This is a genomic window from Moryella indoligenes (assembly GCF_030812885.1).
Lineage (GTDB): Bacteria > Bacillota > Clostridia > Lachnospirales > Lachnospiraceae > Moryella > Moryella indoligenes.
This window is the reverse complement of sequence record NZ_JAUSTO010000017.1, coordinates 1-13,493: the sequence shown is the minus strand read 5'-3', so window position 1 is coordinate 13,493 and position 13,493 is coordinate 1. Positions and strand designations below refer to the sequence as shown.

The 13,493-nt window shown below is 50.4% G+C and carries 9 protein-coding genes and 5 tRNA genes; 1 reads left to right on the top strand and 13 read right to left on the bottom strand.

What is annotated here, in order from left to right:
* Window positions 1–2 precede the first annotated feature (2 nt).
* The 3 genes from J2S20_RS10250 to J2S20_RS10240 all read right to left on the bottom strand — a co-directional run bounded on the left by J2S20_RS10250 (window position 3) and on the right by J2S20_RS10240 (window position 3,664).
* Window positions 3–575, bottom strand: coding sequence for a cyclodeaminase/cyclohydrolase family protein (locus tag J2S20_RS10250; RefSeq protein ID WP_307255290.1), 573 nt, complete (start codon window positions 573–575; stop codon window positions 3–5).
* The gene (hutI, locus tag J2S20_RS10245; RefSeq protein WP_307255289.1) at window positions 575–1,804 is read right to left on the bottom strand and encodes an imidazolonepropionase; all 1,230 of its coding nucleotides are present in this window, start codon (window positions 1,802–1,804) and stop codon (window positions 575–577) included. The genes J2S20_RS10250 and hutI overlap by 1 nt, the downstream gene beginning before the upstream one ends.
* 102 nt (window positions 1,805–1,906) lie before the next feature.
* Entirely contained in the window at window positions 1,907–3,664 is a 1,758-nt protein-coding gene (locus tag J2S20_RS10240) for a urocanate hydratase (protein WP_307255288.1), read from the bottom strand.
* Window positions 3,665–4,095: 431 nt separating this feature from the next.
* Between J2S20_RS10240 and J2S20_RS10235 the strand changes: the two genes are divergently transcribed.
* Complete coding sequence (locus J2S20_RS10235) at window positions 4,096–5,403, top strand: Na+/H+ antiporter NhaC family protein (RefSeq protein WP_307255287.1); 1,308 nt, start codon at window positions 4,096–4,098, stop codon at window positions 5,401–5,403.
* A gap of 405 nt (window positions 5,404–5,808) precedes the next feature.
* On the opposite strand, the gene hutH is transcribed toward J2S20_RS10235, so the two are convergent.
* The 10 genes from hutH to J2S20_RS10185 form a co-directional block, all read right to left on the bottom strand.
* Window positions 5,809–7,329 carry a histidine ammonia-lyase gene (hutH, locus tag J2S20_RS10230; RefSeq protein WP_307255286.1) on the bottom strand — a complete coding sequence of 507 codons (1,521 nt, stop codon included), beginning with the start codon at window positions 7,327–7,329 and terminating at the stop codon, window positions 5,809–5,811.
* A 303-nt stretch (window positions 7,330–7,632) separates the two neighbouring features.
* Entirely contained in the window at window positions 7,633–9,174 is a 1,542-nt protein-coding gene (locus tag J2S20_RS10225; RefSeq protein WP_330692816.1) for an HAL/PAL/TAL family ammonia-lyase, read from the bottom strand.
* Window positions 9,175–9,331: 157 nt separating this feature from the next.
* Entirely contained in the window at window positions 9,332–10,555 is a 1,224-nt protein-coding gene (locus tag J2S20_RS10220; RefSeq protein ID WP_106613155.1) for a dicarboxylate/amino acid:cation symporter, read from the bottom strand.
* Between the two features lie 30 nt (window positions 10,556–10,585).
* Window positions 10,586–11,902, bottom strand: coding sequence for an L-cysteine desulfidase family protein (locus tag J2S20_RS10215; RefSeq protein WP_106613156.1), 1,317 nt, complete (start codon window positions 11,900–11,902; stop codon window positions 10,586–10,588).
* A gap of 101 nt (window positions 11,903–12,003) precedes the next feature.
* Window positions 12,004–12,639 (bottom strand): GntR family transcriptional regulator, encoded by a 636-nt coding sequence (locus J2S20_RS10210; RefSeq protein WP_307255284.1) that lies wholly within the window; start codon window positions 12,637–12,639, stop codon window positions 12,004–12,006.
* A 144-nt stretch (window positions 12,640–12,783) separates the two neighbouring features.
* Window positions 12,784–12,869: transfer RNA gene (locus J2S20_RS10205), tRNA-Leu, on the bottom strand.
* A gap of 53 nt (window positions 12,870–12,922) precedes the next feature.
* A tRNA-Asp gene (locus J2S20_RS10200) sits at window positions 12,923–12,996 on the bottom strand.
* A gap of 5 nt (window positions 12,997–13,001) precedes the next feature.
* Window positions 13,002–13,074, bottom strand: a tRNA-Asn gene (locus tag J2S20_RS10195).
* 10 nt (window positions 13,075–13,084) lie between these two features.
* Window positions 13,085–13,158 (bottom strand) — tRNA-Ile (locus J2S20_RS10190).
* A 22-nt stretch (window positions 13,159–13,180) separates the two neighbouring features.
* Window positions 13,181–13,252 (bottom strand) — tRNA-Glu (locus J2S20_RS10185).
* Window positions 13,253–13,493 lie beyond the last annotated feature (241 nt).

Sequence of the window (13,493 nt, the reverse complement as noted above, 5' to 3'; positions counted from 1 at the left end):
CCTTATGCCTGTACGGCCTCGTTTAATTCCTTCATGGCGCGCTCCATCTCCTCGACGCGCTCGGGGTTCTTGATCATACTCAGGTTTGCATTGATATTCAATGCACAGCCACGCACGCCGGCGCTCGCCAGGAACTTTGCGCTCATCAAATCAGAGTAGCATGCCGGGTTGGATGCTCCCTCCAGCTTGCAGGCCAACTCATAAACACGCTTATCCAGATAACCATTGTTCTTCGGAACCAATGCTGCCTGGTACCCCGCCTCGCGAATTGCAAGAGTTCTCGCCTTCTTCTCTTCCTCTGTCTGCTTCGGCTTCGCATAAGCAGCCTTAATCAATCTGAATGCTGCCGCATCATTATTTGCGCCATCTACCAGAGAGATGCTCAGCTGATCTGCCTCCGCTATAATTTCATTGTACTCATCCTCGGTCAGGCCAACAGGCTTCTTCAGGGAGAGACGCGCAACCAGCGCAAGCATACCTGCCGCCATAGCACCGGCAAGTGCAGAAGCTGCACCGCCACCCACCTCAAAATTATTGGAATCAATTACTTCATTAATAATTTCTGTCTTCATCATTACTTTCTCCAGGCAACCTTTCCATTTTTAATGATCGTCTCGATTGGGTTTACTCCATACTTATAAATAATATCTTCATACACATCCATATCCATGATGAGAATATCTGCCAGCTTTCCTTCCTCCAGTACGCCGCGGTCACTGAGCCCCATAGCTCTTGCAGCCCCGGCAGTCGAAGCACGCAGCGCCTCTGCCGCACTGAATTTATGCTCTCTGCACGCCAGAATCAGAATAAAAAGCATAGATTCGCACCAGCAGCCCGGGCAGCAGTTCGTAGCAAGACCGATATTCATGCCAAGATCCAGCATAGGCCTCGCATTCACCTGCCGCGGATGCTTCACCGCGAAATCCGTACCCACCAGAAGCACGCCATTGACACCCGCCTCAATCAATTTTGGATACACCGACTCCGGCGTAAAGTTCAGATGATCTGCTGACAGCATCTTCATATCTGCCGCCAGATCTGAGCCTCCAATATAGGAATAAGCATCCGTGTGAATTCTCGCATTCAGACCATAGTTCAGACCGCAGGCTAAGATAATCTCCGATTCCTTTGCTGTATAATGCCCCTCATCGCACCACACATCATCGCTGATTGCAAGTTTCTCCTCCGCAACCATGGGGATCATTTCCTTGCAGAGGAGGTCAATATACTTCTCCTTCGGCATCCCCTCAGTCCACCCGTGTGCGCCCAGGAAGGTTGAGTAGATATCCAGCGGCAGCTCTTCATCCAGCTCCCTGTTAATGCGGAGCATAGTGAGTTCTGCTTCTGTGGTGAGACCATAGCCGCTCTTCGCCTCAATTGTAGTGGTTCCGTTCAAAAACATATTCTGAAGACGCTTTTTCGTCTGCGACTTCAGTGCCTCGCGGGAAATACCTGTGGTCATGTTAACAGACGCATAAATACCGAAAGGTATGCCCTTCTTTACCAGAATATCCGGATCGTCGCTGTCCATGCCAGCTGCATAGGCCTGTACGCGCGATCCGCCAAAGGTCACATGGCTGTGGCAGTCCACAAATCCAGGCATAACAATCTTGTCGCTGGCATCTATGATCTCCAGATCTGCTCCGGCCTTCAGATCTATGAAGTCTTCATTTTTCCCGATGCGCTCTATCACACCGTCTGAGATCAGAATAGAAGCATGCTCCTTAAGACCTATGTCAAAGTTTTGATCCCCCTGCATGGTCAGAAGCTGCTTGGCATTTCTGATCAGTAATTTTTTACCCATACAAATTCCCCTCTCTATACAGGGAAAGGATCAGGAAAGCACAGAGGCTTTCTGCGTCTTCCCTGATCCTTCTTATAAACAGACTTTACTTTCAGCTGAAACTTATCTTACGTACTCACCCTCCGGAGCAAAGGTAACCTTGTCCGCCGGCTCCCACCAGAGCGGAATCTTGATGCCTTCGCCGCCTGCAATCTTACCCTTGCCGTTGCAGACATCCTTAGCGGACTGATACCCAGCCTGTGCGTGACGCACAACACCGATACCGGAGTCAACAGTCAGTGCAGCGTCCAGTCTCACATCAGCCTCCTCGGAGCCATCAGCGATCATGGTAACACCGGTGTGAACCGCCTCACCCATGGAGTAGTTCTCCTGGATCGCGATCAGGTCGCAGCCTGCTGCGCAGTTCAGAAGACCATTCAGGTAGGGCCAGTCAGAGATGTAGTCGCCGCCATCAGGCATATTCTCAGACTCGAAGGTCGGGTTCACGATAGAACCAGAGTCAAGGTTATCTCTGGAGAACGCAACCGGTCCCTGAATCTCACCCTTCTTGATGAGCTCATTGACTGCAAGACCAAATCTTCTTCTCTCTCCGAAGCCCATGTAGCAGATACGTGCCGGCAGAGCCTCGATCGGAAGGTGCTTTCTCGCAAGGTTGATCCAGTTCTCGACAAGCTTATCGCCCTTGCAGATCTCAAGTGCAAGATCATCCAGACGAGCGAGATCAGACGCCTCACCAGAGGTGCAGGTCCAGCGGAAAGGTCCTCTGCCTTCGCAGAACAGCGGACGGATATATGCTGCTACGAAGCCCTCGATCTGCTTCGCCTCCTCCGGCGGCATTCCTGCGTCCATGCACTCCTTACGAATACTGGTGCCGTACTCAAATGCCTCTGTTCCGCGCTTCTTGAACTCGATCATAGCTCTGAGCTGACGCTTCATCGTCTCACGAGCAGCCTGCAGATAAGCCTCTCTGTCCTCACCTCTGAACTTGTCAGCTTCCTCACCGGTATATCCGGACGGAATGTAGGAGATCGGGTCATGGCAGGGAGTCATCTCGGTGACAACATCCGGAATGAAGTTCTTCGCAAGAGCTTCCTCATAGACATCAGCAGCGTTTCCAACAACACCGATGGAGATCGGATCATCCTTCTCGACGTGCTCCTTCGCAATCGCGATTGCCTCGTCCAGAGATCTCACCATGATATCCATGTAGTTCTTCTCAATTCTTCTCTTGATAACTCTCTCATCAGCATCGACAAGGATAACGGTCGCGCCGTGCATCTTTCCAGCCCAGGTCTGGTTTCCACCCATGCCGCCTGCTCCTGCAGTCAGGAAGATCTTGCCGTGCATGTCGTTGCTCCAGCCCTTCTTAATGGTGATGGCGCTCAGGGTCTCATAGGTTCCCTCGATAACGCCCTGAGTTCCGATGTACTCCCACGGAGCAGCTGTGTACTGAGCAAAGATTGTGAGGTTCTTGTCCTGAAGATCATAGAAGCGCTCCCAGGTAGCCTTCATGATGTTCGTGGTGGCCATAACCACACGCGGAGCAAGCTTGTTGGTGTGGAAGACAGCAACCGGCATTCCGGACTGAACAACCAGGGTCTCGTCGTTCTCAAGGTTCTTCAGAGACTCAACGATTGCGTGATAGGACTCCCAGTTTCTCGCGCACTTTCCGTTGCCGCCGTAGATGATGAGCTGCTCCGGAATCTCAGCGTTTTCCATATTATTCTCAAGCATACGGAGGATTGTCTCCTGCTTCCAGCCCTTGCAGCGCAGGGTTTTGCCTCTCTGTGCTTTGACAGAATAATAGATCTCCGGCTTTCCAGCCTTTGCGGGATACATATTTCCACCATTCATTGACATAACTAAGCACCTCCATAAAATAATAATATTTGACTGTTGCCGTATTACTTGTGTTACTGTTCCCCATTGGTACTTCGCATACCGTGTTACCTGTGTTGCAATTGATATGCCTTGAGTATATATGGGAGCAGTCGATACACTGTCGATAAAATCGACTATTTTAACAAATTATATATTTTCTTCTTTTCGTCTTTTCGTCATTTTATCGTTGTTATTGGTGTACACTGTTCTTACTTTATATATAGTTACCAGTAACACCTGTCATTCCAATTCCCATTGGTATTAGTTATCGTCAAGCGCTTTACTGTATTATCACTTCGTCGTATCAGATTCATAGCTTCACATTCTGTTACACCGCATTTGATTAAACTGCGAGTTAATTGAACTGCATCAAAACAGAATACCTTTTTAATGAAAGGAAGAAGAACATTATGTTAAGTATTCTTACCAATCCAGTAACACTGTCAGTTATTGTTATGTGTGCGCTGTGCCTCTTAAAGCTGAATGTTATCATTTCCCTCATTATCGCCGCCATGGTGGCCGGCATTTCTGCTGGAATGGGGCTCGGTGATATCATGAGCTTTATCATCGGAGGACTGAACGGAAACGGAACCAATGCTCTTGCATATCTTCTGCTCGGAACTTTTGCAGCGGCAATTTCTGCAACCGGACTTGCTGATATGCTCTCCAAAAAAGTAGCTTCCATGGTACAGGGGAGAAAATGGGTGCTGCTTGTAACCTTCGTGATCTGCGCTATCATATCCGGCACAATCATTCCGGTTCATATTGCTTTCATTCCGATTCTGGTTCCACCGCTTCTTATTATGATGAACGCACTCCACATGGACAGACGTCAGGCTGCCTCTGTCATGGAGTTTGGACTGATCGCTCCCTATATCAGTATTCCGATTGGCTACGGTGTCATCTTCCAGGGTATCGTCGCCGACAATATGACCGAGAACGGAATGCCTATGACTCTGGGAGAAGTATGGCCGAACACCATCATTCTTCTGGGCGGCATGCTGGTAGGCCTGATCTGCTGCTGGATCTTCTACAGTCGTCCGCGTGACTATAAGGACATTAATCTCTCCCAGTTTGAGATCAAGCAGGAGGATCTAAAGATCAATAAAGATCACATCGTCACTCTTGTGGCCATCGCATCTGTCTTATTCGGACAGCTCTACTGGGATTCCATGCCGCTCGGCGCACTGCTCGGTATCGTCATTATGGTTCTGGGTGGCGCTGTAAAGCTGAAGGATTCCGACTCCACCGTCGCAGAAGGCATCAAGCTGATGGGTATGGTCTCCTTCGTCATGCTGGTTGCCGGCGGATACGCAAACGTCGTCAAAAATACCGGCGCAGTTGACGCTCTGATTGAGGCCGCCATGGCTATCCTCGGCACCAGCCGCGTTGCCTTGGTCATCGTTCTGATCCTGATCGGTCTCCTGATCACCATGGGGATCGGTACTTCGTTTGGAACTATCCCGGTTATTGCTCTCCTGTACGTTCCGATGTGCTCTCGCATGGGAATGAGCCCCGGAGCCACTGCCTGCCTGATCGCCTGTGCAGCAGCTCTCGGAGATGCTGGTTCTCCGGCATCCGACAGTACACTTGGACCTACAGCGGGATTCAATGCCGATGGACAGCACGACCATATCTGGGACACCTGCGTGCCGACCTTCCTTTTCTACAACATTCCGCTTGCAATCGCCGGATTTATCGGTGGCATGATACTCTAAGAGCACTTAAACAACTTTTCAGAAATCAAAAGCACAGTTTTTACATAGAGACAGCGCGACATTCTCTTTCATGTCGCGCTGTCTCTATGTTTCTCACAGGGCCGAATCGTACCTATTCATGCTGCACAGCATGTCTGTATCTGGAATCCGCCCCTCAAAGCTTACCTGCGAAAAAGGCTGAAGAGAAGCACTATTACGTTGCTGTATCACTTGCCTGTAAAAAGCTTGTGGCACCCTTACTGTTTCGCTATGTACTTCGTTGTTGTACTTCGTTGTTGCCTGCGCGTATTCGGGACTTTCACCCGTTAGAAACGTGCGCTGCCAGACACACCACGTCTAAAGAGCACCGGGGAAATCACCCCCGGTGCTCTCTGTTTTCTGTCTATCTGTTTCCCTAACTCTTTCTTAAGCGAGCGCTCCGCTCTTCTCCTCTGCATTCTTCAGGATGGTGCCAGCCTGAACCAGCTTAAATGCCTTCCTCTGATCAATATACAGCTCTCTGTCTGTCTCCATAAAGCTTACTTCAGAACGAACGCTCTCATAAGCTGCATGTGTGCCTTTGCCGAGCTTCTCAGCACCCTTGAAATCGGCTGCCTGTGCTGCACAGATCAGCTCTATTGCCAGTACATGCTGCGCATTGTTGATGATCTGAGCCGCTGTACGCGCTGCAATTGTACCCATGCTGACGTGGTCTTCCTGGTTTGCAGAAGTCGGGATGCTGTCAACACTTGCCGGATGTGCGAGTATCTTATTCTCAGACACCAGAGCCGCAGCTGCGTACTGCGCAACCATAAAGCCATCGTTCAGGCCTTCTTTCACGCAGAGGAAGCCCGGAAGTCCACTCAGCGCCGGATTCACCAGACGCTCAATTCTTCTCTCAGCAACGTTCGCGTACTCCGCCATCGCAATACCAAGTGTATCCATCGCGATTGCAACCGGCTGTCCGTGGAAGTTTCCTCCAGAGAAGACGTCCTCATTATCCGGGAAGATCAGCGGGTTATCTGTCACAGAGTTGATCTCCGTCTCGATAACTGTCTTTACATAATCAAAGGCCATGCGGCTGCCGCCATGAATCTGCGGAATGCAGCGAAGAGTATATGCATCCTGGAGTCTCACTTCGCCCTGATGAGTTGTCAGCTTGCTTTCCTGAAGCAGGGAACGAAGGTTTGCCGCGACATCGATCTGTCCGCTGTGCGGTCTGACCATCTGAATTCTGGGATCGTAGGGATCCACAATGCCTCCAAGCGCATCGATTGTGAGTGCCGCAGAAATATCGGCCGTCTTCATGAGAATCTCTGCATCATGAACTGCGAGGCTGGCGACGCCGAGCATTGCACAGGTTCCGTTGATAAGTGCCAGGCCTTCCTTTGCCTTCAGCGTGACAGTCGGAATACCGGCAGCCTTCATTGCCTCCGCACCCGGGAGAACCTCTCCCTTATACTCTGCTTCACCGAGACCAATCATCGGAAGCACCATATGTGCCAGCGGGCAGAGGTCTCCGCTTGATCCGACCGATCCCTTTTCGGGGATCACCGGGTGTACTCCCTTATTCAGCATCTCCGCCATGACTTCAACAGTCTCAAGACGTATACCGGAAAAGCCCTTTGCAAGCGCATTCATTCTGAGCAGCATAATGGCGCGTGTCACATCCTGTGGAAAGGGATTTCCAATACCGACCGCATCGGACACGATGAGATTGTACTGAAGTGTATCGAGATCTGTATCTGAGACCGCGATGTTGGCAAATTTTCCAAATCCCGTATTCAGACCATATACCACCAGCTTTTCGGCGATTTTTCGTTCAACTATATCACGGGAAATTTTGATATTCTTCTTACCGTCTTCGCTGAGCGCAACTGGCTCCAGATTCCGTGCAACCCTTACGACCTCTTCAATTGTCAAATGGTTTCCATCAATATAAATCATCTTTTCCCTCCTGAGATTAAAATTGAGATCGGAATGACACAGCTTAAGATCTCTTTCCTTCATCAGTATACCGTCTGACTGTCGATGTAATGTCGAACGGAATGACAATTCAGCAGGTTTTTTTCTACGTTTTTCACAGAAAAAAGGACTCCTGCGCAGAGAACTCCCTATCTGTCCTGTATTAAATACTCACTGGTCCTTCAAGACATTTCTGGTTTTCCCTATTTCAGAGCCCTCTTAAAATTACTTCATTCGTTTTACAGCAAATCACTCCATGTCACCAATTATGTGCCTTACATTTACTTATTCCAGCGCTCCCACGCAGCCCTGCACGAGCTGAACCAGCCTTCCGCTGTGAATCAGATCCCTCAGGGTCTCAATGTGCGGATGCAGGAACATATCGTCCTCCATCTGCGGTACGGTCTTTGCGATCTCATCAAACACTGTGCGTGTGGCGCTGCCGCGCGGCGCCGTGCTCTTCTGGAAGCCAAGCGTCTCATAGACGTCCAGAAGCTCCATCGCCAGAATATACTCCAGGCGCTCTGCAATGGTCACAGCCTTCTTCGCAGCATTGTAGCCCATTGCGACATAGTCCTCCTGATTACAGCAGGTCGGTGTGTTGTCAATGGTCGCGGAGGTGGAGAGCACGCGCATCTCATTCAGCAGTCCCGCCTGCGTATACTGGGTGATCATAAGCCCCGAGTTCAGTCCGGGATTCTTCACCATAAAGCAGGGATAGCCGCTGAGACTCTCATCAATCAGGTGATTACTGCGCCGTTCGGAGATCTTTGCCAAATTGGTCGCGGCGATGCAGGCAGAATCCATCTCGATCCCGACATAGGAGGAGTCCGGATTACAGGCCGAGATCGCAGTGCTGCGCGTCTCAGACTTCCAGATGATCGGATTGTCACAGCAGGCGTTCATCTCTGTCTCTATGGTACGCAGCGCATCATAAAGCGTCTTCTTTGCTGCGCCGTGAAGCTGCGGAATACAGCGAAGAGAGAGGCAGTCCTGAAGATGCTCCCCCTGCGCCTCCTTCAGCATGGCGGAATCCTTCAATATGCTCCGAAGATTCTTGGCCGTAGTGCCCTGCTCCGGATGCGGGCGAACACTCATCACTTCTTCGCAGAAGGCATCCAGCTGCCCTCCGCAGGCCTCAAAAGAAAAAGCTCCGATCACATCCGCAGAGAGCGCCGCCTTCAGCATATCGTAGAGTGCAAGCACTGCGAGCGCTGTCACAGAGGTGGTTCCGGAAACCAGCGCGAGCCCCTCCTTGGACGCGAGCTTCAGCGGCTCAATCCCAGCCCGCCGAAGCGCCTCCGCTGCATCCAGCAGCTCGCCCTGATAGTAAGCCTTTCCATCCCCCTCAACGACTCTTGCCATGTGAGCCTCAGGACTCAGATAACCGACCGAGCCCTCGCGCGGCGCCCAGGGAGTAACCCCTTTATTGAGAAATTCGCGATACTTTTCAAGAAGTTCCAATCGTACACCACTATATCCCTGCCCAAGGTTCTGCAGCACCATCAGCATCACTGCCCGCGCCTGCTCCTCCGTAAAGGGCTCCCCGACCGAGGTGGAATGTGAGGCGATGATATTGTGCTGGAGCTGCCCCGCCTCCTCCGGACTGATCACCTTATTGCAGAGACTCCCAAAGCCTGTGGTAACACCATACATCACCTTATTTTCAGCGATCCACTGTTCAACTACCTTTCGGTTTTCACTGACTCTCCTGCAATAATCTTCTGAAAAAAGCAACTCTGCATGAAATCTGGACACAGCGACAAAATCATTGAGATTAATTCTGCCCCCCAGCGTCACTGACTTTTTCATATTCGTCAAATTCATAATCTGCCTCCTAGCACATATGATATAAAACCAGCTTTCTTACGATCGATTCTATCAATTTTACTTCTGCCGGTCAAAGTAAAAGTGAAAGAAGCGGCAAATTCCAGATGGAATTCACCGCTTCTCAATTTTTGAAAATCTATGAGTTCAGTTTTGCTCAGAGCACATCCCCGAGCTTTGCTTCCTTAATGCCATGTTTCTCTGCATAGCCCGTGAGAATCAGAGTCAGAGCGCCGTCTCCGGTAACATTGCACGCAGTTCCGAAGGAATCCTGGAGCGCAAAGATAGTGAGCATCAGCGCTGTACCGGTCTCATCAAAGCCAAGCACACCAGTAATCAGGCCGAGGGATGCCATGACCGTGCCTCCGGGAACGCCTGGAGCACCGATTGCGAATACGCCGAGCAGCAGGCAGAACAGAATCATCTTTCCTACGGATGGGAACTCTCCATAGAGCATCTTCGACACCGCCATAACAAAGAAGGTCTCAGTCATAACGGAGCCGCAGAGATGAATATTTGCGAAGAGCGGAATACCAAAGTTCACAAGATCATCTCTGAGTGTAGGCTCGGACTTCCTCGCACACTGCAGTGCAACGGAGAGCGTCGCCGCGGAGGACATGGTTCCAACTGCGGTCATATATGCCGGACCATAATTCTTAATCACATTCATACCGTTTCTTCCGGAATATGCACTGGCAATGCCATAGAGCAGCGTGAGCCAGATATAATGACCGATCATGACGATAATGATAATGATCAGGAAGATCGGCAGCTGTTTTGTGATACTTCCCTCGTATGCCAATGTGCAGAAGGTCGTTCCAATGAGCAGCGGAAGCACCGGAATCAGGAATCTCGTCACGATGGAGAGTACGATCTTCTGGAACTCCTCAAGTATATTCGTGGTGATCTCCGCATGATTCCAGACTGCCGCAAGGCCGACGGTGACGGAGAAGAAAAGTGCCGTCATAACAGACATAATCGGCGGAATCTGAAGCTGGAAGATAACATCCGGCAGCTCTCTCAGTCCATCGACATTCGGGTCAATGGAGAGATGCGGCAGAATTGCAAAACCAGCGACAGTAGAGGAAAATGCCGCGCCAATCGAAGAAGCATAAGCGATCAGCAGGGCAAATCCGAGCATCTTAGAAGCATTGTTTCCCATCCTCGTGATAGAGGGGGCGATAAAGCCGATGACGATCAGCGGCACGCAGAAGCTGATAAACTGACCGACAATGTACTTCACAGTGACAATCACATTGAGAAGCCCGGTAATTGCAGCGGATTCCTCCATTGAATTCATGATCAGTCCGACCACCAGACCGATCACCAGTGCCATAATCAGACGAAATGGCAGACTTTGTGTAAAACCTTTCTTTTCCATAATAATCCCTCCCTGTTTTGTGTTTATCTGTCAAAGACAAGCATTGACATCTACTTTATGGATCATGACATTCAGAATCTCATGATCTGTGGGCTTCATTCCAACCTTGCCGATGTAGCCCATATTCCGTATCGTCTCCTCGACGTCCTCTTCCACTATGCCCTCACCGGGCTTGAACTGCTGATCGCGCATACTCATCTGATAGGCCAGAATGGCAGCGTGAACAGAGGATGCTATCTTTGCTGCACAGCTCGGCTTGGCACCATCGCACACAATACCGCCTACATTACCCAAGGTATTTGTGATCGTATAGGAGATACGTCTGTAATCACCCCCCGCCATATAAGTAATCGCTGCGCCTGCTCCACAGGCAGCGCTGACAGCTCCACAGAAAGCCGAGAGCGAGCCTATGAAATGCTTGATATAAATCGAGACCAGATTGCTGACCAGCAGCGCGCGGTAAAGCTTGCTTTCGGACAGCTGCATCTCCTTTGCATAGACGAGAACAGGCATGGTTACAGTGATGCCCTGATTTCCGGAACCGGAATTGATCACAACGGGCAGTGCACAGCCGCTCATGCGGGCGTCCGAGCCTGCCGCAGCCTTCGCAATCGCACAGGTCTTCACATCATTTCCCCAGCTCTCCAACATAGTCTTCCCGATCTGGGCCCCCCAGCGATTGTCCAGCCCTTCCTGAGAAATCGCGGAATTGTAGCGGATCTGACGTTCCAGAATATCCCTTACCTCCTGAAGATCTACCTGCTCCGCATAATCCAGCAGCCCCTTCAGCGTCATTTGACTGCGATCCGCCAGAGCCGTCTCGTTTTTCTCCGGCAAGACCTTCTTCTCCGGTACTCTGGTGAAAATTGTCTCTCCGTCCCGCTTCATGAGAACAATATTCGTGTGGTGATCCTCGATCACAATCTCCGCTGTATGCTCATCCCCACGGATCTTCGCCGCAATATAGAGATTCGGAACGTTTTCCGCGTGACTGACATCACAGAATCCGGCACTTACCAACTCCTTACAGCGTTCCCTGGCTGCATCATCCGCCTCCGCAATGACCTCCAGCTCCTTGTCGGCTCTTCCACCCGTAATTCCAAGTACAGCAGCGACCTCAATTCCCTTCTGGCCTCCTGAATTCGGGACTGTAACCCCTTTGACATTCTTGATGATGTTTCCAGAGCAGTCAATTGTGATATGGCGGGGCTTCTCGCCCAACAGCTCCTTCGCCTTCGCCGCCGCATATGCAATGGCAATCGGCTCTGTACATCCCATGGCCGGAACCAGCTCTTCCCGCAGGATCGCGGTATAATTTCTGAAATTTTCCTGATTGTCTGAATTCATATAGCACCTCCCTCCGCTATAAATAATACCACTGATATTATCAGAATCAAGCTATTTTTATAGTTTTGAGAGGTTTTCTCCGTCTTTTTCAGGACAAGTGCTCAAAAACCTGTAAAGCCGCCAAAATCATGAAGATCTTCCCGGATATCTTCAGCCAGTGCCGCAGGATCCTGACGCTCAAGATCAGCGATGATCAGCTCATGATGCTTCGTATCATGGGAGAGGAGGCGATCCGCACGTCGATTCCAGTAGAGCTGGGAGTAGGCGCGGAGCAGGCGCGACATGCAGCGCTTCACATTCATCGTAATAAAATCATTTCCGCAGAGCTCCATCATCCTCACGTGAAAATCCATATTAAAGCGCCAGTGCTGAATGGGATCTACATCATCCCGCTGACAGCTTTTATTGAGCTCCTTCAGCTCTGCAATCTCTGCTGAACCAAAACGCTTATAGCTTTTCTGCAATATGCCGCTCTCAAGAAATTCTCTGTACTGCAGCATCTCGTAAATATCTCCGTGTGTTAATCGTATTACTTCATAACCATAGCGGGGAATGCTCCGCACCACTCCGTCTGCACAGAGTGCGATAAGGGCATCCCTCACCGGAGACTTACTGACCTGATACTTCTCAATGAGCTTCTTCTCATTTAAAATGTCCCCGGGCTGATACTTTCCTGAAATAATTTCCTGAAGCACGGCATTATAAACCTTTTCCTTAAGGCTTGTATATTTCTCCATGACTGTGGCTCACTCCCTCCTTCGCCTTATTATACCGGAGAACCCGAAAAATATCAGCACGATTCGATATTTTTATCGAGCAGCAGAGTCTGTAATAACAAAAAACAGAGCACTCTGCTCTCACAGAATACTCTGCCCTCTGTATGCCGGCGGCCGGGATCGAACCGGCACGGTCATTTCTGACCACGGGATTTTAAGTCCCGGGCGTCTGCCTGTTCCGCCACGCCGGCTATGTGATAACACACACAAGGTAAAAAAAGGGCATCCCCTTAAGGATGCCCAGCGACCCGGATCGGACTTGAACCGACGACCTCCGCCGTGACAGGGCGGCGCTCTAACCAACTGAGCCACCAGGCCTTAAGCTCCCCGTGTTGGACTTGAACCAACGACACCGCGGTTAACAGCCGCGTGCTCTACCGACTGAGCTAACGAGGAATGATGCGAGTGGAGCTTCGGGGACTCGAACCCGGGACCGATCGGTTATGAGCCGACTGCTCTAACCAGCTGAGCTAAAGCTCCAAGGAGAGTTCCAAAACTCTAGTGACCCCAACGAGATTTGAACTCGTGTTACCGCCGTGAAAGGGCGATGTCTTAACCGCTTGACCATGGGGCCAAAATCTGTCTGCGCGTCAAACACCACTCCGACAGAATAAGAATATGATAACACAAATATCACACCCTGAAAACCACACACAGAACATTTATTCTCAATTCATTCCAAATCTAATCCCTGCTTCTGCAGGCTACCTTACATCTTCTGTTTCCTACCTCTACCTACTCGACCTTTTGGTTAAACCCTCGACCGATTAGTGACAGTCAGCTGAACGTATCGCTACGCTTACACCTCTGCCCTA